The 17,563-nt window shown below is 49.2% G+C and carries 21 protein-coding genes; 14 read left to right on the top strand and 7 right to left on the bottom strand.

The genetic code is table 11. From position 1 onward, the window contains the following. Nucleotides 1–17: 17 nt before the first annotated feature. From HZB75_04790 to holA, 3 genes are read left to right on the top strand one after another with little or no spacing between them, the layout of a single operon-like run. A complete protein-coding gene (locus HZB75_04790; GenBank protein QQG50809.1) occupies nt 18–593 on the top strand; it encodes an HAD family phosphatase in 576 nt (191 codons plus the stop codon). Then, on the top strand, nt 586–1,458 hold the full coding sequence (gene mutM, locus HZB75_04785) for a bifunctional DNA-formamidopyrimidine glycosylase/DNA-(apurinic or apyrimidinic site) lyase (protein ID QQG50808.1): 873 nt from the start codon (nt 586–588) through the stop codon (nt 1,456–1,458). Before HZB75_04790 ends, mutM begins: the two co-directional genes overlap by 8 nt. Then, nucleotides 1,455–2,366, top strand: coding sequence for a DNA polymerase III subunit delta (gene holA / locus HZB75_04780; GenBank protein ID QQG50807.1), 912 nt, complete (start codon nt 1,455–1,457; stop codon nt 2,364–2,366). The genes mutM and holA overlap by 4 nt, the downstream gene beginning before the upstream one ends. 46 nt (nt 2,367–2,412) lie before the next feature. Here the strand turns inward: holA and HZB75_04775 are convergent, their stop codons facing one another. Together HZB75_04775 and HZB75_04770 are read right to left on the bottom strand one after the other, a co-directional pair. Next, nucleotides 2,413–2,835, bottom strand: coding sequence for a 30S ribosomal protein S20 (locus HZB75_04775; GenBank protein ID QQG50806.1), 423 nt, complete (start codon nt 2,833–2,835; stop codon nt 2,413–2,415). A gap of 175 nt (nt 2,836–3,010) precedes the next feature. Further along, the gene (locus HZB75_04770; protein ID QQG50805.1) at nt 3,011–3,295 is read right to left on the bottom strand and encodes a hypothetical protein; all 285 of its coding nucleotides are present in this window, start codon (nt 3,293–3,295) and stop codon (nt 3,011–3,013) included. 170 nt (nt 3,296–3,465) lie between these two features. Between HZB75_04770 and HZB75_04765 the strand changes: the two genes are divergently transcribed. Then, the gene (locus HZB75_04765) at nt 3,466–5,382 is read left to right on the top strand and encodes a hypothetical protein (protein ID QQG50804.1); all 1,917 of its coding nucleotides are present in this window, start codon (nt 3,466–3,468) and stop codon (nt 5,380–5,382) included. Here HZB75_04765 and HZB75_04760 read toward each other — a convergent pair. Further along, nucleotides 5,379–6,065 (bottom strand): PIG-L family deacetylase, encoded by a 687-nt coding sequence (locus tag HZB75_04760; protein ID QQG50803.1) that lies wholly within the window; start codon nt 6,063–6,065, stop codon nt 5,379–5,381. The two genes, HZB75_04765 and HZB75_04760, sit on opposite strands and share 4 nt — an antisense overlap. Nucleotides 6,066–6,087: 22 nt before the next feature. Here HZB75_04760 and truB point away from each other — a divergent pair, with 22 nt between their 5' ends. From truB to HZB75_04740, 4 genes are read left to right on the top strand one after another with little or no spacing between them, the layout of a single operon-like run. Further along, entirely contained in the window at nt 6,088–6,747 is a 660-nt protein-coding gene (truB, locus tag HZB75_04755) for a tRNA pseudouridine(55) synthase TruB (GenBank protein QQG50802.1), read from the top strand. 14 nt (nt 6,748–6,761) lie between these two features. Beyond that, complete coding sequence (locus HZB75_04750) at nt 6,762–7,472, top strand: hypothetical protein (GenBank protein ID QQG50801.1); 711 nt, start codon at nt 6,762–6,764, stop codon at nt 7,470–7,472. A gap of 46 nt (nt 7,473–7,518) precedes the next feature. Beyond that, entirely contained in the window at nt 7,519–7,785 is a 267-nt protein-coding gene (gene rpsO, locus HZB75_04745) for a 30S ribosomal protein S15 (protein QQG50800.1), read from the top strand. 31 nt (nt 7,786–7,816) lie between these two features. Then, complete coding sequence (locus tag HZB75_04740; protein QQG50799.1) at nt 7,817–8,158, top strand: ASCH domain-containing protein; 342 nt, start codon at nt 7,817–7,819, stop codon at nt 8,156–8,158. On the opposite strand, the gene HZB75_04735 is transcribed toward HZB75_04740, so the two are convergent. Next, a complete protein-coding gene (locus tag HZB75_04735; protein QQG50798.1) occupies nt 8,155–8,610 on the bottom strand; it encodes an NUDIX domain-containing protein in 456 nt (151 codons plus the stop codon). The genes HZB75_04740 and HZB75_04735 overlap by 4 nt on opposite strands. A 137-nt stretch (nt 8,611–8,747) precedes the next feature. Between HZB75_04735 and HZB75_04730 the strand changes: the two genes are divergently transcribed. Next, on the top strand, nt 8,748–9,341 hold the full coding sequence (locus tag HZB75_04730) for a non-canonical purine NTP pyrophosphatase (protein ID QQG50797.1): 594 nt from the start codon (nt 8,748–8,750) through the stop codon (nt 9,339–9,341). On the opposite strand, the gene HZB75_04725 is transcribed toward HZB75_04730, so the two are convergent. After that, the gene (locus tag HZB75_04725; GenBank protein ID QQG50796.1) at nt 9,338–10,456 is read right to left on the bottom strand and encodes a hypothetical protein; all 1,119 of its coding nucleotides are present in this window, start codon (nt 10,454–10,456) and stop codon (nt 9,338–9,340) included. The genes HZB75_04730 and HZB75_04725 overlap by 4 nt on opposite strands. 146 nt (nt 10,457–10,602) lie before the next feature. Here HZB75_04725 and HZB75_04720 point away from each other — a divergent pair, with 146 nt between their 5' ends. The 3 genes from HZB75_04720 to pnp all read left to right on the top strand — a co-directional run bounded on the left by HZB75_04720 (nt 10,603) and on the right by pnp (nt 13,909). Beyond that, entirely contained in the window at nt 10,603–11,061 is a 459-nt protein-coding gene (locus HZB75_04720) for a hypothetical protein (GenBank protein ID QQG50795.1), read from the top strand. A gap of 4 nt (nt 11,062–11,065) precedes the next feature. Continuing rightward, nucleotides 11,066–11,545: an FBP domain-containing protein gene (locus HZB75_04715; GenBank protein ID QQG50794.1), complete on the top strand. Its 480-nt coding sequence runs from the start codon at nt 11,066–11,068 to the stop codon at nt 11,543–11,545. A 240-nt stretch (nt 11,546–11,785) separates the two neighbouring features. Further along, nucleotides 11,786–13,909: a polyribonucleotide nucleotidyltransferase gene (gene pnp, locus HZB75_04710; protein QQG50793.1), complete on the top strand. Its 2,124-nt coding sequence runs from the start codon at nt 11,786–11,788 to the stop codon at nt 13,907–13,909. 93 nt (nt 13,910–14,002) lie between these two features. Here pnp and HZB75_04705 read toward each other — a convergent pair whose 3' ends face one another. Both HZB75_04705 and HZB75_04700 read right to left on the bottom strand, forming a co-directional pair. Then, entirely contained in the window at nt 14,003–14,182 is a 180-nt protein-coding gene (locus HZB75_04705; GenBank protein ID QQG50792.1) for a hypothetical protein, read from the bottom strand. A gap of 5 nt (nt 14,183–14,187) precedes the next feature. After that, a complete protein-coding gene (locus HZB75_04700) occupies nt 14,188–14,529 on the bottom strand; it encodes a membrane protein insertion efficiency factor YidD (GenBank protein QQG50791.1) in 342 nt (113 codons plus the stop codon). Between the two features lie 134 nt (nt 14,530–14,663). Here HZB75_04700 and HZB75_04695 point away from each other — a divergent pair, with 134 nt between their 5' ends. Continuing rightward, a complete protein-coding gene (locus tag HZB75_04695; GenBank protein ID QQG51372.1) occupies nt 14,664–15,278 on the top strand; it encodes a uracil-DNA glycosylase in 615 nt (204 codons plus the stop codon). A 140-nt stretch (nt 15,279–15,418) separates the two neighbouring features. Continuing rightward, complete coding sequence (locus HZB75_04690; protein QQG50790.1) at nt 15,419–17,560, top strand: ribonuclease J; 2,142 nt, start codon at nt 15,419–15,421, stop codon at nt 17,558–17,560. The last annotated feature ends 3 nt before the right edge of the window (nt 17,561–17,563 follow it).

The raw sequence follows: 17,563 nt of genomic DNA, 5'->3' as shown, positions 1-17,563 counted from the left end.
CCGCGTATACTAGTAAGGTGATACGCGGTATTATTTTTGATTGTTTTGGAGTGTTGTGCCACGGTAGTTTAGACTACCTTCGTTCAATTGTACCGCCTGAGCATCTGCAAGAATTAAATGATCTTAGCCACAGTTCAGACTACGGATACCTCTCTGAAAAGGAGTATGTGGATAAAGTGGGGATACTTTTGGATAGGCCAGGGAGCGAAGTACGCGATATTATTCAGGCGCAGTGTATTCGCAACGAAGATGTGATTGCGCTGGCTACCCGTTTGCACGGTGAGTATAAGATTGCGCTACTTAGCAACGTGGGGCGTGGTCGCATAAATACGCTTTTTACGCCAGACGAACTAACGAAGCTTTTTGATACCGTTATTCTTTCGAGCGAGGTAGGTATGGTTAAGCCAAATGCCGATATTTACCACCTTGCGGCCGCAAAACTAGGACTAGAGCCGTCGGAATGTATTATGATCGATGATATCTTGAGGAATGTTGATGGTGCAAAGGCTATCGGAATGCACGGATTGGTGTGTGCGAGCGCCCAACAATGCGAGGCTGACCTTATGAGCTTGCTGGAGGCGGGGCGTGCCTGAACTTCCCGAGGTAGAGACGATTCGCCGCGGGCTTAGCAAGCTTATTATCGGCCGTAAAATAACAGCGGTAGAGCACGACACCCCAAAGGGGTTTCCTAATTCGACCGCCGATGTTCGCAGCTTTTTAATAGGCGCGACAATAACAGATGTGCGACGGCGTGCAAAGGTATTATTGATCGATTTGTCGACGGATTACACGCTGGTAATTCACCTAAAGATGACCGGCCAGTTGGTATTTCGTGGCGAAACGGCGTTTGGCGCGGGGCACCCAAACGAGAGTTTGATTGGCGATTTGCCAGATAAATCGACTCGCGTTACGTTTACGTTTGGCGATACTTCGCACCTCTATTTTAACGACCAGCGAAAATTCGGCTGGGTGAAACTGATGCCAAAACTAGAGGTTCAGAACCTCGATTTTATGAAAAAAGTTGGCCCCGAGCCGCTAGAGGCCGACTTTACGCCCGAGGAATTTGCGGCGCGTTTTACGAGGCGCGCGAAAACCAGTATAAAAGCAGCGCTGCTTGATCAGTCGGTAATTGCGGGTGTCGGCAATATTTATGCCGATGAGAGTTTATGGGGAGCCAAAATTCATCCTAAGCGGCTCGTAAATACTATTACGCATGATGAGTTTCAGAAGTTATACACCGAACTTCGAATGGTTATGAACATGGCGATCGAAAAGGGTGGCAGTACCGACAAGAATTATGTCAATTCCGAAGGCAAGCGGGGGAGTTATCTGGATTTCGCCCGCGTTTTTAGACGAGAAGGTAAAGAGTGCCCGCGATGCGGCGAAACGATAGTCAAATTCAAGGCGGCGGGGCGAGGTACCCATATTTGTCCACACTGCCAGGTGGAAAACGTATGATCACGCTGATTACTGGCGAGAATAGTTTCGAGAATGAGCGCAAAATAAAGCAGCTTATCGCCGAGTTTGAGGGTTCACCAGAGCGATTTGACGGCGCGACGCTCGAACTGCGACAGCTGCCTGACCTTCTGATGGGCGGAACGCTATTTGCAAGCAAGCGCCTTGTGATTATTCGCGGGCTCTCTGAAAACAAGACGTTGTGGAATGATTTTGGCGATTGGACAACGCGGGTGACCGACGATGTTCACCTGATGTTAGTAGAAACGAAGCCCGACAAACGCACGAAAACCTATAAGCAGCTGCAAAAAGCGGCCGAAGTTTACGAGTCAAAGATATGGACCGATCGCGACAGCCTAATGGCCCAGCGATGGGTAGAGCAAGAGGCGGCAAGTCTAGGATTTAATCTGGATAAAAAATGTATGCGCCTACTTGTTGAAAGGGTAGGGGTAGACCAATGGCTTCTCTATCGTGCCCTCGAAAAGCTTGCCGCCATGCAAACGGTAACCCCCGAACTTATCGAAGATATTATCGAGGCGAACCCTATGGAGAACGTGTTTAATGTTTTCGAAGGGGCGCTTCGGGGCGATTCGCTAAAAGTGAAAAAAATGCTTGCAACGCTTGAACTTACGGAGGATCCGTATCGATTATTTGGGCTGCTTGGCACCCAGGGCTTTCAGCTGGCTGCGCTTTGTGTAGCAGAAGGAAGGACGTCGGCCGAAGTAGCGAAAGATTTAGGCGCGCATCCATTTGCGCTATCTAAGTTGGCGCCGTACGCGGGCAAGCTTGGGGTAGCGGGCGGCAAAAAGGTGAGTGCGGCATTTGCCGAGGCAGATGCCAGCATGAAAACGTCGGCCGAAGATCCATGGCTGCTTATTGAACGTCTGCTTGTAAAAATAGCAAACATATAAAAATACGCCGACAATGATCGGCGTATTTTTGAAGAGAATGGCGAGATTATTTCTCGGCTTTTTTAGCTGCCGGCTTTTTAGCGGCAGGCTTCTTGGCTGGAGCTTTTTTAGCAGCTGCTGGCTTTGCGGCAGCTTTTGCAACAGGGGCTTTAGCGGCAACAGGCTTTTTAGCGACTGCTGGTTTTGCAACTGCCTTTGCTGTGGTCTTTTTAGCTGGTGCAAGCTTTACGCCCGCAGCCTTAGCTTGTTTTGCAAGCTGGCTTTTGCGGCGAGCAACAGTGTTCTTTTTAAGAAGCTTCTTTTTAACTGCAGTGTCGAGCTCGCTGTGAGCGGCACTAAGCGTTTCGCTGCTTGGCTTAGTAACAAATGCCTTAACTGCTTCTTTGATGTCGCGCTTGATACCGACGTTACGGTCGCGACGCTTCGCAGTTTGCTTCATTCGTTTAATGGCAGATTTAATGATTGGCATAGGTTTCCTTTTACTTATAGATTTATAGATACAATCAAGAAGTGATTATAGAGGAAAACGCATAAATTGTAAAGCGTTGACTGGCGTATTACACCGTGTGAATTAAAACGAGCCCACACCGGGCGCCGACACCGCCAGAACGGCAGGTCAGCGCCCAGCGTGGGCGGGGACTGGATCAGCCCTGATGCGTGCTGATCCAGCGGTTGTCCTGTACGAGCTTGTAGTAGATGCTCGTGATCTCGCCACGCGTCATCGCCGGATTGGCACCGGTGATCTTGAAGCTGCCGCTGCTCTCCCTCGGCTCCAGTACGACGCTGGAAGGGAGTTGGCGGCGGAGCGCCTCGATAGACGGTGCGGCGAGAGCGTTCAGGAAGGTGAATCCGACGACAGCGGGGCTTTCCGCTGTGCCGTCACCCTCCGTGTGGTAGTAGAGGTCAATTCCACGCGGCTTGCCAGCCATGTCGGCAACTCCTATGTAGGCACAGGTTTCAATATTATAATATCATTTTTATGTATTAAAGCAATAAGAGAGAAGATATAAATAGAAAGAGTGATAAAATTGACTGTTGTAAACTACTTATGGTATAGTGAACTCAAAATCGATAGAAATAAAAATAGGAACCACCACTAATGAACGATACAGGCGCCAAGCAGCAAATCGTCGACAAGATCAAAGGCAATAGCAATATTTTGGTCACCGTGAGTACTAATCCATCGGTAGATGAATTAAGTGCGGCGCTAGGTTTGACGCTACTTCTCAACAAGATGAACAAGCACGCCACGGCAGTGTTTAGTGGGGCGATTCCTCCTGCGATTACGTTTCTTGACCCGCAAAAAACATTCGAAAACACCGTCGATAGTCTTCGTGATTTTATTATCGCTCTCGATAAGGAAAAAGCCGATCATCTACGCTACAAGGTAGAAGGCGATGTCGTTAAAATTTTTATCACGCCATACCGCACTACGATCAGTAGCGACGACCTCGATTTTAGCCAGGGTGACTACAACGTAGAGCTGGTGCTTGCGCTTGGCGTAAAGAACAAAGATTATCTTGACGGTGCCTTGGCGGCACATGGCAGGATTTTGCACGATGCTGCGGTGGTGACAATGAGTGCCGGCGCGGACAAGAGTGAACTTGGCACGATAGATTGGCGCGAAGAAAACGCCAGTAGCCTCAGCGAAATGCTAGTAAGTCTTTGCGAAGCGCTTAAAAGCGACAAGGGGCTTCTTGACGAGCAAATTGCCACGGCATTTCTAACGGGTATTGTTGCTGCAACGGATAGGTTTAGCAACAGCCACACGACATCGCGCGTTATGACAATGGCGGCGCAGCTTATGTCGGCGGGTGCTAACCAGCAACTTATTGCATCTAAATTGGAAGAAGCGCATGCTATTGGTCCCGACGCAGAGACTCAAGCAGCGACTTCCAGCGAAACTAAGAACTCCGATGGTACAACCGATCTATCAGAGGGTGAATCGACGAAATTAAACAAAAAGCAGGCGGCAGAAGCAAAAAAAGAAGAAAAGTCAGCTAAAAAAGCCGATGACGGTTCTTTGACAATCTCTCACGAAAAAGAGGGTGATCTCGACGAAGTTGCCGAGCAGACTGCTGCTGAAAACCAAGATGACGCCACTAAGGTGGCCGAAGACGACTTGGACAGGCGCGCAAAAGAAGAGGCGGCCAAAAGGCAGGAAGAAGCGGCCAAAATCGCTGAGGCAAATTTGGCCAAACAGCTAGGTACTTCGGCGGCAACTCCTTCGGTAGCAGATCTTCAAAAAGATTTGGCCGAAGCTAACGCCGAGATGAACGAAGCGGCAGAACAGAAGCCGAATGAAGCAACAACACCTCCGGTCGCTACAGCAGTGGCAACCGATCAATGGCATGGCGACGACCAGGCGCCAAGCTTGGGGGGGACGCTTAATGCAACAACCGAACAAGCAGCCGAAGACAAGCGCCGTGCTGTCGAGGACGACCGCAACCGAACGATTCTGAGCCACAATAGTGGTAATAGCTACATTGGCGACAATAGTGCGCCTACGTTCCAGTCACCGCTTAACGCGGCCTCGCAGAAAGAGGAAGATCCTCCTATGGTCGATCCATTCAGGGAATCGACTCTCCCTACGGTAAATGAGCCTGCTGCAGGTTACGCTGCTCCAATTCAGCCGCCCGCACCAGCATTAGCTCCAACGCCAACTCTTGAAGAGCTCGACAAACAAAACCGCGCACCTCACGAAGAAGCGCGTGATGCAGTAAATGCTGCATTTGGTGCGGTGCCGTTCACGCCAACACCTCCTCCAGAGGCAATTATTGATGCCTTGCCATCGCAGGCTCCGGCCCCTGCGGCAACATTGCCTCCGATGCCGCCTCTTCCAGATTTTTCAACCCTGCCACCTATGCCCCAGGCACCGGGCGGGGTAGGCGCGCCAATGGGTGCATTGCCACCAGAAAAACTTGAAGATATGCTAACTTCGGCTCCGGCGCCAACCGCGCCAACTCAGCCGGTCTCAAATGACCCAGCTCAGTTCAAAATTCCCGGTCAAAGCTAGTTCTTAACGATAAAGTAATGTAAGCCAAGGTTATCGCCTTGGCTTTTTACCATGGCTTGCATGTCGCTGCGCTGCGAATGGTGGGCGCCCATAACTGCCAAAATATCGTCTCGGAGGGCGCGCGCATCGATAGTCTCACTTATTTCGCTAGGCGCACGGCCTGGTTCCATAAAAATCCAATCGGTATTTACAGTAGGGTAAATACTTTGCGGAAGGCAAACGTAGCGCAGGCGGGTGATATTCGGATTTGTTTGTTTGCTTGTATAAAATACCTGGCTAGCGGCGCGTGAGGCGACAATATGATCGATATGCCCAGTAATACCCGTAAGGTCGAATGTCATAATTTCGGCCTCATACGGCTCAGTTGTTCCTTCAAGGACATCCTCTATCGTTGTTCTAATTTGTCGAGTAGCCTCAATCATATCTTTGTTGGTCAGTTCGCCATCGATAAATCCAAGGTGGTGCATACCAGTAGCACCTAAAAGATCACCAGCTTTCTGCCACTCCTTTAGGCGTGCTGCACCCAAATCTGGGTAGTTATCGGGGTTGGCTCCAGCGCTTCCGTTCGTAAGACTAATAAGGTGAAGCTCGGCGCCGGCTCGCGTTTCGGTAAGGAGCGCGCCTGCGGCAATAAATGCCTCGTCGTCTGGGTGGGCAAAAACGCCAAAGATAATCTTTTTCATATATTTAGTATAATAGATAAACATGACAGATGGCATTCTTTTAATTGACAAACCGGCCGAGATGACGAGTTTTGGTGTTGTAGCGCGCGTGAGGCGTGTTCTTAGCCGCGAAGCAGGCAAAAAGGTGAAGGTAGGTCACACCGGCACGCTCGATCCGTTTGCGACGGGTCTTATGATTATTGTGGTAGGGAAGGAATGTAAGAACGCCGGGCATTATACAAAACTCGACAAAGTATACGAGGCGACATTCCGATTGGGGCAGACCAGTACGACGGGCGATCCAGAGGGGGATCTTACTGATATCAATTCTAAAGTGTCAACTCAAAGCGAAATCATGGATGTACTTGCTCGTTTTACAGGTGAAATATCGCAGCGTCCGCCTATTTTTAGCGCAATCAAAATCAACGGTCAGCGTGCTTACAAGCTCGCCCGTGACGGCCAAGAAGTAGAAATCCCACTACGAAACGTGACGGTCTATAGTCTCGATCTTATTGAATACGACTACCCGAATATAAAAATTCGCACCCATGTTAGCAGTGGTACCTACATTCGTAGTCTTGCTGTTGATATTGGCGAAGCGCTGGGAACGGGCGCGTACTGTACGCAGCTACGCCGCACGGCAATTAACGACTGGTCGGTGGCGGACGCGAAAAAATTGAGTGATTTAGGTGTCAAAGACTAGGAGGGGAGATGGAAATGGAACTGTGGCATGGGCAAACGAAGGCGATTATCGATCCGATTGGCGCATGGCTAACGAATCTATCAGACGACAACGGCGACGTTTTGTTCCCGACACGCCTGCTGAAAACTGCCGATGGAAGTCAGAAAAAGCGTGGTGGCATGCACGTGTGCTTGCCAAATTTTGGGCCAGGTGGCGATAGCGGCCTAGAGCAACATGGCTTTGGACGCACGAGTACATGGGAAGTTGAAGAGCAAAGTGATAATTCTTCGACATTAACTCTTAAAAAAGAAGACGGCGACTATGCCGGTACAGAGGCGACAGTTACCTACACGCTAGGAGACCGCCAGCTAACAGCCGTACTATCCATAACAAATAACGGCGTAAAGCCTTTGCGTTTTGCGCCGGGGTTTCACCCGTATTTTACCGCTCGTGGCGGCCACGATGGCGTACGCATTAACGGCGAAAAGCGGAAACTCGATGAGCTTGGCGAGACCGAATTTATTTTTGGCGGGCAGCAGGAACTATCAATTTTGGGGCGGCATATAACACTTACCTCGAAAGATTTAACAGCTTGGGCGATATGGACGGACCTACTAGGATCATATGTTTGCGTAGAGCCAACGAAGGAGGGATACGCGTTTTTAAAATCAACGCCGGGAAATGATCAGGTGCTGGCGCCAGGTGCCGCGAAAACCTATCGATTTACGATAGAGTGGCGCAGCTAGCGGTACCTGTTGAAATATTTTTCCAACTCTGTTACAATATCTCGTGATGATTACAGCAGAAAACAAAGCCAAGGCACTTGCTTTGACACAGACTCACAAAAACGATGTCGGTAGCCCACAGGCACAGGCTTCAGTTTTGACTGTCCGTATCAAAGAGATTACCGAGCACCTAAAGACCAACAAGCACGACCACATGGCTCGTCGCGGTCTTATTCAGATGGTCGGTCGTCGCAAACGCTTGCTAAAATACCTCGAGAAGCACGACTTCGAAGGTTACAAAGCAACCGTCGCCGCCCTCGGACTCCGCAAATAATTGCGGAGTTTTTTGTTGAGGACATTTCTCTATGAAAACACATGTTATGAAACTCAGTGACCGGCCATTCAACGCAATTGCCACCGGCACCAAAACGATTGAATCGCGCCTCTACGACGCAAAGCGCCAAGAAATTTCTATTGGTGATGAAATTATTTTTGCGCACGCGGAAAAACCTGAAATTCAAGTAAAGGCAAGGGTGGTTGGGCTTTTGCGTTACCAAACGTTCGAAGACATGTTTACACGTAACTCCCCACAGAAATTCGGCGGGAAGAGCGTAGCGGAATTGCTTTCGCAAATCTCACAGTTTTATTCTTCTAGTGACCAAAAGAGACTTGGCGTTATCGGTATTGAGCTCGTGCTAATTGTCTAGTGTGTTTCGTAGTATACGTGTACTGGATCGCCAGAATCGATATGCGCCTGAATATCCATTGACTGCAAAAACGCCGGAAGGACATTATGTTTTGTTGGGTCGACAAACTCGACATGTTCGATTTCTAACTCGCCATGTGTCGTGGCGCTAAGGTCGATCACTTCGTAATCCTCTGCGTTTTCGATATGAAAAAAGAATTCCATCTGTTCTTTAACGCCGTCTTCGGAAAACTGCTGAATAAATAAAAGCTTGCCAATTTTTGGGGCAATGCCAGTTTCTTCTATCATCTCCCGGTACAGCCCATCTTTGATCGACTCGCCGATATCGAGGCCGCCGCCTGGCGTACACCAGTAATCGCGTTTTGAATTGTCGTCGCCTGCTTTAAGCTGCTGGCAAAGCATCTTGCCATCTTTAAAAATAATGCCTCTTGTCGCCACTCGTCGTACTTGCATAAGAGCTCCTGTAATTTAGTTTTAGTTGTCGTAGCGCCAGTGGTTCGGCTCGTCCGAACGTATTGCGAATAGAGGATCCCACGCGGATCGTAATGGCTCAAGTATACCATGAGTGCCCGTGGTACAATAGTGGCACTATGAAAGAGATCATCTTTGCAACGGGTAACAGCGGAAAGGTTGCATCGCTTCGTGCGTATTTGAAAGGACATGACTTAGATATAAAAGTAGTTCAAAAATCTCTTGATCTTATCGAGCCGCAGGCGAATACGGCGTCCGAGGTAGCCGCCGTGAAAGCGAAGCAAGCGTATGCAATTGTTAAACAACCCGTATTGGTTGATGACAGTTCGTTTCATATTTATGCTCTTGGTGGATTTCCTGGCCCTTATATCAAATACATGCTTGAAACAGTGGGGATAGAAGGCATCTTGTCGTTTATGGAGGGCAAAAAAGACCGTCGTGCATACTTTATGAGCTCGCTCGTATTTGTCGATGAGGACGGCACTACTCATACGTTCGATGGTCAAGATCCGGTTGGCGAGATCATTACTACGATTGACAAAAACAACCATGAACACGCATGGTCGCCGTTGTGGAAGATATTCGCGCCTCCGGGCTTTGGCGGAAAGACATATAGCCAGTTTACCGAAGAAGATTTTGCGCTGCACCGAGTCGAAAAAGACAAAAAATCGGCGTACAAAAGCTTTGTTATGTGGCTGCGCGAAACCGCCTAAGCGGCAAGAGGCATCTCTTGAGATGAGGCTGCTTCGGCTTGAGCGATAGCTTCAAGTAGCTCGTTAGCTTTCGTTGCGGCTTTCGCGATCTCGCCGCCCCAAACTGTTGCGGGAAGGGCAGGGTTGAGGTTGCCATAACCAGCCCCTTCAACCTGGACGCCATGGTCGATTCCGACGCGCTGCGCCTCAAAAAGCTGCCCTAATAAGTAGGGTTGGTGGCTAATAACAAGCATTGTGTCGCCTGGCTTTACCTCGGTTATCTCCATTGCGAAATCGAGAGTTTCTCCTGTGTTGGCACGCGGGTGGTGAGTTTTGTCATAGGGGGCCGAAAGCGAGAATGACATCTCGGGTGCCCAATCAGGCCTGCTTTGTTCGGCGTCGATCGTGTGAATATTGTATGTGGTGTCATAAGTCGGCCCCCATCGTAGGGCGGTGCTACGGCTATAATACGAGAGCTTTGGGGCGGCGTAGCCATGACGTGTATACCAATCAATCGCTGCTAAATCCAAGAGGTCGGTTTCGACAGAGGCATTATTGACATAGGGGTAGGCTTCGGCATTCTTACGGTCTACTGGACCCAGTGGACGTTCTGCTCCAAGATTGATTAAAGTATCAATCTGACCCACGCCATCTTCAAGGCTGTCGTAGAAGAAGTCGGTACGTTTAGCGATAGGCACTACTGTTGCGCCAAAAACCGCCCCAACACTAAATTTTTTGTTTGGGACGGGCACTTCGTCGTTCATCATTAGTTCGATACCGGCTTGTTTGATAGCTTCACAATATTCCGGTGGCAAATCACTGTCTTTAGGAGTTTCCCAGCGCTCAAGTATTGTGCCGTCTGGGGCGGTTCGCCAGTCCATTGCTTTTTGGACAAGTTTCGCTACGCTGCGTAGGTACTCGGCTTTGCCAGCTTCGCGGGCAGCAACGAGCTCAGCCATATCTTCATCGGTGAGGCGACCAAGCGCTTCCGAGGCGACGATGAGTTTTTCGAGCGCTGGGTGAGCTAAGAATTGCTCGGCATTATCGCGAAGAAGATCGTGATATTTTTCGGTTTCGGGCGTGTTTATTTTTTCATTCTGTTCGTTTGGTGATGGTAAGTCTAAAACAGGCTTCATCTTAGTATATTAGCATAAACACATAGGGTTGTCAATCTGTATGCTATAATTATCATCATTATGATCCTCTTTAGGATCCTCTGCTCGCAACACGTTCGGACGAGCCGAACCGCTGGCGATTCTTATATAAACAACAGGAGAATCTTATGGCTAAAGAGCTCGTTATTTTAGATGACGACCGGCAGTATGCGTTGGCGCGTATTTCCGAATTACAAAATGAAATTCAGGCACTCGGCCCAGAGTTTTACGAGGTATTTAATCAATCTTCAGAAACATGGCACGACAACGCGCCGTTCGATGCGCTTCGCGACAGGCAATCCGTGTTAGATGCCGAATTACAACAGCTGCGAAACGTTTTGCGTAGCAGTTCACTTACCATACCCAAGCCAAGAAAAGGCATGGTAGGAATAGGCTCGCGGGTGGTATTGCAAAATGGTGCAGCGTATCTTGTTGCAGGGGATTGGACGCCGCGGGCTGGGCAAAATTGGCAAGGAGCGATCGTTATTAATTGCAATACGCCCCTTGCGCAACAGATAATTGGCAAGAAGGTAGGGGCTGAGATACAGGTGGGGCATATCACCACGCATATCGAGGAGGTACAATAAAAGAATGCATACGGTATCGCGGCAGGAACTTGAAGACCTGCTAAAACAGGCAAATATAAAACCGCGCCTTAAGCGCGAGCTTAGGTTTGTTCCCGAAGAAATAACGCACTGGAAAGAACGTGATTTTCTAGCGGTGTTGAATAAAAGCAAGTCCGAGGGAGTTTTGATTATACCGCGCGCTGAAGCGACGCGAATCTTGCCGTTCCGATTGCAAAAACGCACGGCAAATGCCTCTGGCAGGGTAGAAGCGATTATTTGCGATATATGCGCAACATGGCAGCGGGGCTCAAACTCGGCAATTATTAGTATCGTCGATTCGGACAAATCATCTCGTTCGTTTTTATGTTGCCAAGATCTCGACTGTAGTTTGCATGTGCGTGATATAACACCAGCGGCGGCTATTTCTCGGACGCAGCTTCGCGAGACAATGACGGTCGAAGACCGGATAGAACGCTTAAACCAACGGTTAAACGAAAAGTTCTAAGCATTGACGTCAAGAGATATTTTTGTCTAAACCTACACATAGCATGTGTTATTTGACAATTGAACGAGACTTTTTCAAGCTTAACCAATATGCCTGGGCGACACTTTGCGGTATACTATAGGTATCACTCGCAGGCGCGGCTCTTAAGTGGTGGATATAGCAATTTATCGATTCAAATTACTATACCCGTTACTTATCGCCCGATAATAGTCGAGTGAACAAAAAAGGAGAAAACAATTAATGTCTACAATTAACCCGACAGGTAAAGAAATTTTATCTGTCACTACTCAGCTGTGCGGAAAACCACTTACCCTAGAGGTAAACCGTGTTGGATTCCGTACCGATGGAAGCGTTCTTGTTACCTACGGCGACACTGTCGTGCTCGGTTCTGCAATGGTTGGTAAGAAGCCCATTAGCGGCATGGATTACTTTCCGCTTTCTATCGATTACGAAGAAAAAATGTATGCAGCTGGCAAAATAAGCGGTAGCCGCTTTATTAAACGCGAAGGTCGCCCAAGCGACGAAGCAATTCTGATTGGCCGTCTTATCGATCGTCCAATTCGTCCTCTGTTTCCAAAGGGGTACCGCCAAGAGGTACAAACAATCGCGAGTGTTCTTTCAATGGATCCAGATTTCCGCCCGGATGCTATTGCGATGATCGCTATTAGCACGGCGCTTATGCTCACGGGCGCACCGTTCGATGGCCCCGTTGCTGGGCTTCGCGTTGCGCAAGTAAACGGTGAATTCAAGGCCTTTGCATCGCCTACCGAGCGCGAAGAAAGCGCTCTTGACCTTGTTGTTGCTGGTGTTGCCAGCGGTATTACTATGGTAGAAGCCGGCGCAAACGAAGTAAGCGAAGATCTTGTAGCCGATGCGCTGGCATGGGCGCACGAGGCGTTGCAACCAGCAATCGCTTTGCAAAAAGAACTTGTCGAAAAAGTTGGCGTTACGCCGCTAGAGGTTGAGCTTATCTTGCCAAACGAAGAGATTCAGGCAGTTGTTGATGAATGGACGAAAGGCAAGATCGGCGAAGACCTTCAGCGTCCGTACCCAGAACGCAACGAAATGATTTCGGTTATGCGCGACGAATTTCACGCCGCAATGGAAGAGAAATTCGGCCACGAAGAATACTCGGCACTGCGCTGGGAATACGACGAAGCATTCACTATGGCACTTCACAAAGACGTTCGCCGGGGAATCGTTGAAAACGGTACGCGCCCAGACGGCCGCAAGCTCGACGAAATCCGTCAGCTTTCAAGCGAAGTTGGTATCTTGCCACGCGCACATGGTTCGTCGCTCTTTACTCGCGGCGTAACGCAGGGTATGAATATCGTTACGCTTGCACCGCTTAGCTACGCGCAAATGGTTGATACCATGGAAGTAAACGACGGAGAGCGCCGTTACATGCACCACTACAACGCACCTGGTTACACAGTTGGCGAAGTTCGTCGCCTTAGTGGTCCTGGCCGCCGCGAAATCGGTCACGGCTACCTAGCAGAACGCGCAGTTATGCCCGTGCTTCCAACCGAAGAAGAATTCCCATACGCTATCCGTAGCGTAACAGAAATCATGAGCCAGAATGGTTCGACATCTATGGCCGCTACCTGTAGTAGCGTGCTTGCCCTTATGGATGCAGGTGTGCCACTAAAGGCGCCAGTTTCGGGTATCGCTATGGGCCTTATGATGGACGGCGACACGCCGTACGTTATGAGCGATATCGCCGATGCCGAAGATTTTGCGGGTGACATGGACTTTAAGGTAACAGGTACCGAAAAGGGTATCACCGCAATCCAAATGGACATGAAAGTTCATGGTCTTCCTGTTGATATTCTTCGCCAGGCACTTACCAAGGCAAAGCCTGGTCGTGCACATATTCTTGCGCACATGCTTACTACCATGGCGGCGCCACGCGCAACGCTTAGTCCGTACGCTCCACGTATCGAAAAGATTAAAATCAACCCAGATAAGATTGGTGCGGTGATAGGCAAGGGCGGCGAGGTAATCAACAAGATTACCGCCGAAACCGGTGCCGAAATCGACATCAAAGACGACGGACTTATTACCGTTGCCGCCTCAGACACGGCAAATATCGAAAAGGCGATCAACTGGATCAAGAGCCTTACCGAGGAACCAGAAGTTGGCCGCATTTACGAGGGTAAAGTCGTTAGTATCAAAGACTTTGGTGCGTTTATTAACATCTTGCCAGGAATCGACGGCATGGTGCATATTTCGCAGCTTTCAAACGAGCGTGTCGAGAAGGTAGAAGATATCTTGCATGAAGGTCAGATTGTGAAGGCAAAGCTTGTCGGAATCGACGAGCGAGGGCGCCTTAGCCTTAGCCTCAAAGACATTGACGAAAAGTAAAAACGCAAAAACCTCCGCTACGGCGGAGGTTTTTAGTAGACGTCGTAATCCCCCAGTCGACAACTGCCAACCGGGGGTGCTATGTGCCTCGGTTTAACCCAAGGTTTGTGCGACTGCGGTGATACCGCCGGCGATGAGAGCGGTAACGCTGCTCAACCCGATAATCGCGATGATCGCGCACGAGCCACCGGTCTCTCTTTTTGCCGGGACCGTAAAGGTCTTGACGTCGGAGAGGCAGCCGTTAACTTCGCGCTTTTCGGATTTCCATGCCATCTTTCTCACCTCCTTTCGTAAAACTTGGGAACAGGATCGTTGGTGAGCTTTTTGACAGCTTTTGTAGCCTGGTGTTGTCGACCTCGAACAATGCAGTTCAGGATCCAGTCGAGCGTCCAAAAACAGATAACCACTTTGTCCCTGAAGGAGCGATGGCGGTCTGTCGGATTTCCGCAGCGGAAGAGTCGCCTGGTGGTCAGGCTCATTCCCTTGAAGAACCCAAACCTTTGGAACGACTGCAGTCCGTATTGGCTACAGCTTGGGTTCATCTCGCAAACACCATAGGGGAGTCGTGGACTCACCCATTTTTGGTAGAGCAGGATGAACCATATGGCAAGTTTCGCCATAGTCCTCCAAGTGCACTAATATAACCGAAGCATGTCATTTCTGACATTGAACATACTATATCATATTTTTAGTTTAAATGTAGGGCTGGGTGCGAAGCGTTGGTCCATGCAAAAAGTAGTGCTATTCTGTATATATAGTGGATGACAAAAAACAGACTCAGCTCGATACGCTCAAAACGGATATTATAGAAAAGAATATCTGCGCTGATCTGGCCTCGCAGGCGACAAATCTTGTTATGGGCGACGGCAACTTAAATGCTGAGATTGTGTTTATTGGCGAGGCGCCTGGCAAAAACGAAGATGAACAGGGGCTGCCGTTCGTGGGTGCTGCCGGTAAGTTTTTAAACGAAATGCTGGCGCAGGCGGGCATGGAGCGAAGCGACGTCTATATTACGAATATCGTAAAATACCGCCCACCAAATAATCGCGATCCACTGCCCGAGGAAAAGAAGGCGTTTTGGCCGTATCTGGTAAAGCAACTGCAAATTATTCAGCCAAAAGTGGTGATTACGCTGGGGCGTCACAGTATGGAATATTTTTTGCCGGAGATGAAAATAAGCCAGATTCACGGCCAAGCAAAGCGCGTTCAGTTCGGCAACGAAAAGCTGGTCATTGTTCCGCTATATCACCCGGCTGCCGCGCTTTATAATGGTGGACTACGGGGAACGCTGATCGAAGATTTTATGGGCGTGCCACGTATTATTGAACTCATTAAAAATGACGAGAATCACACCGAAAAACAGAGGTAGACTTGCATCAGTGCAAGTTTTTTGCTATACTGTAACCACTACGAACGCAAACACATTTGATCTAGCGACTATGTTTGCAGCTTATGATTTTGTAACTAACAAATTGAAAAAATACTCTAAGAAAGGTATATACAAAAATAATGGGACAACGAAGACTTGGTAACGTCCAGGGTGACGACCAAAATAAACGGCCTATGCAACAACGGCCAAAATCTAACAATACAGTGCTCAATAGCACGACAACTCGCAAGGGTGAAGTGTTCCGCGCACAGCGCCGAACTAGCGAAAACGTAAACGCCCGTGCCTCACAACACATGGTAAACGTGCCGGTAAACAAATCTATCTATAACGGCTACCAGGGGCGTCAATTCAGTATTGCCGACCAGCCAAAGCGCCCACGCGCACCGCGCCCAGTACTGCGCGTTATTCCTATTGGTGGACTTGGTGAAATGGGTATCGGCAAAAACATGATGGCGATCGAATACGACAACGACATTATTGTTATCGACTGTGGATTCCTTTTCCCGGGCTCTGACTACCCAGGAATCAACTACATTACCCCTGATATTACATACCTCGAAGAAAACAAGCACAAAATTCGCGGTATTGTGTTTACGCACGGACACCTCGACCATATTGGGGCATTCCGCCACTTTGCGCACCGTATTCCCGCGCCTGTTTACGGCAGTAAGTTTACACTGGGCATGGTGCAGCGAACCCTCGAGGAATCAACAACTGGCTACGAACCGCCATATAACGAAATGAACCCAGAAACTCACGAGCGCGTGCAGCTTGGTGATTCATTCTCGATTGAACTTGTGCGTGTTAACCACTCTATTCCAGACGCGACGGCAGTTGTTGTTCGCACGCCTGTCGGTGTTCTTATCGACACTGGTGACTGGCGTTTTGAAGAAAACCCTGTCGACGGCGTTAAGTTCGACCTCGACCGCATGACCGAGATTGCCACCAAAGAAGGCATTCTTATGCTCATGAACGAGTCGACCAACTGTGAGTCAGAGGGTACGCACACGCACGGCGAGTTCGACGTACAGCACAGCATGGGTCAGGTTATGGAGAAATATCCAAACTCACGCCTTATCCTTAGCTGTTTCTCATCGCAGATTCACCGTATGCAGGTGATTCTAGAAGAGGCTAAAAAACACGACCGCAAGGTTGCGTTTGCCGGCTACAGCATGATTCAAAACCTTGAGGTTGCGCTTCGTGCTGGCGTTATCAAGATTCCTAAAGACGTTGTGGTCAAAATGGAAGACGTTGTTAAGTTGCCAGACGGCAAAGTAACGATTGTTTGTACTGGTTCGCAGGGTGAGTTTAACGCTGTACTTAACCGTATGGCAAGCGGCTCGCACAAGTTCATCAAGATCAAGAACTCAGATGTTATCGTATTTAGCTCAAACCCAATTCCTGGTAACGAAAAGTACGTTGTTCGTACGGTTGATGGTCTTATGCGAGAGGGAAGTGAAGTTATTCAAAATGGCAAATCACACCTTACTGGCGTCGGTCCACTTCACATGAGTGGTCATGGTTACTACGACGATCACGTAAAGCTTATCCGCGCACTAAACCCAACATACTACCTACCGATTCACGGTGAGTTCCATATGTTGCACCACAACGCCGAACTTGCTGAAAAAGAAGGTGGTATCCCACGCAGCAATATCTTTGTCTGTGACAGCGGTGATGTTATCGAAATCGATGCCGATGGCGCGCGTAAGGCTGGCCGAATCCCTGTTGGCGGTATTATGTACGACGACAGTGGCGCAGTTGTGTCCGAGGTTGTTCTAAAAGATCGTATCCACATGAGCAACGAAGGTATGTTTGTGGTTGTTCTTACGGTTGCCCGCGGTAGCGGTCGCCTTATGACAAGCCCGGACATCATTTCACGAGGTTTCATTTATCTTCGTGACAGCGAAGAGCTTATGGGGACGATTCGTCAGTATCTAAAGCAAAAGGTTGCTCGCAGTTTTGGCGGCAAGCGTGTCGATCTTGATGTTATCAAGAAAGAACTCAAAGACGAGATCACACATATTTTGTACGACCAAACCCGTCGAACCCCAATCGTTATCCCTGTGATCAACGAAATTGGTGGCGGTGGTGGTGGCCAGAACCGCCAGCAGGGTGGCCAGGCGCAAAATGCCGGCGAGCCTCGTAAGGGCAATTCGTACGTCGTACCAAAAGCCGAGCCAAAAAACTTCCCGCCGCGCCAAGTGCCCGACACGGAAGTGGTTGAGCCAAAAGTCCGACCAGACACTCGCGCTTACTAAAAC

This window comes from Candidatus Saccharibacteria bacterium, assembly GCA_016432585.1.
Taxonomy (GTDB): Bacteria; Patescibacteriota; Saccharimonadia; order Saccharimonadales; family Saccharimonadaceae.
The sequence above is the reverse complement of the archived record's forward strand: the minus strand, read 5'-3'. Positions and strand labels throughout refer to the sequence as shown.

What these genes read in the sequence shown, in the direction of transcription:
- HZB75_04705 (QQG50792.1), bottom strand. Translation starts at nt 14,182, where the DNA reads ATGGCATGGAAATCCGAAAAGCGCGAAGTTAACGGCTGCCTCTCCGAC.
- HZB75_04690 (QQG50790.1), top strand. Translation starts at nt 15,419, where the DNA reads ATGGGACAACGAAGACTTGGTAACGTCCAGGGTGACGACCAAAATAAA.
- pnp (QQG50793.1), top strand. Translation starts at nt 11,786, where the DNA reads ATGTCTACAATTAACCCGACAGGTAAAGAAATTTTATCTGTCACTACT.
- truB (QQG50802.1), top strand. Translation starts at nt 6,088, where the DNA reads ATGACAGATGGCATTCTTTTAATTGACAAACCGGCCGAGATGACGAGT.
- HZB75_04765 (QQG50804.1), top strand. Translation starts at nt 3,466, where the DNA reads ATGAACGATACAGGCGCCAAGCAGCAAATCGTCGACAAGATCAAAGGC.
- HZB75_04760 (QQG50803.1), bottom strand. Translation starts at nt 6,065, where the DNA reads ATGAAAAAGATTATCTTTGGCGTTTTTGCCCACCCAGACGACGAGGCA.
- HZB75_04735 (QQG50798.1), bottom strand. Translation starts at nt 8,610, where the DNA reads ATGCAAGTACGACGAGTGGCGACAAGAGGCATTATTTTTAAAGATGGC.
- HZB75_04700 (QQG50791.1), bottom strand. Translation starts at nt 14,529, where the DNA reads ATGGCGAAACTTGCCATATGGTTCATCCTGCTCTACCAAAAATGGGTG.
- HZB75_04725 (QQG50796.1), bottom strand. Translation starts at nt 10,456, where the DNA reads ATGAAGCCTGTTTTAGACTTACCATCACCAAACGAACAGAATGAAAAA.
- rpsO (QQG50800.1), top strand. Translation starts at nt 7,519, where the DNA reads ATGATTACAGCAGAAAACAAAGCCAAGGCACTTGCTTTGACACAGACT.
- HZB75_04730 (QQG50797.1), top strand. Translation starts at nt 8,748, where the DNA reads ATGAAAGAGATCATCTTTGCAACGGGTAACAGCGGAAAGGTTGCATCG.
- HZB75_04750 (QQG50801.1), top strand. Translation starts at nt 6,762, where the DNA reads ATGGAACTGTGGCATGGGCAAACGAAGGCGATTATCGATCCGATTGGC.
- HZB75_04715 (QQG50794.1), top strand. Translation starts at nt 11,066, where the DNA reads ATGCATACGGTATCGCGGCAGGAACTTGAAGACCTGCTAAAACAGGCA.
- holA (QQG50807.1), top strand. Translation starts at nt 1,455, where the DNA reads ATGATCACGCTGATTACTGGCGAGAATAGTTTCGAGAATGAGCGCAAA.
- HZB75_04770 (QQG50805.1), bottom strand. Translation starts at nt 3,295, where the DNA reads ATGGCTGGCAAGCCGCGTGGAATTGACCTCTACTACCACACGGAGGGT.
- HZB75_04720 (QQG50795.1), top strand. Translation starts at nt 10,603, where the DNA reads ATGGCTAAAGAGCTCGTTATTTTAGATGACGACCGGCAGTATGCGTTG.
- HZB75_04740 (QQG50799.1), top strand. Translation starts at nt 7,817, where the DNA reads ATGAAAACACATGTTATGAAACTCAGTGACCGGCCATTCAACGCAATT.
- HZB75_04775 (QQG50806.1), bottom strand. Translation starts at nt 2,835, where the DNA reads ATGCCAATCATTAAATCTGCCATTAAACGAATGAAGCAAACTGCGAAG.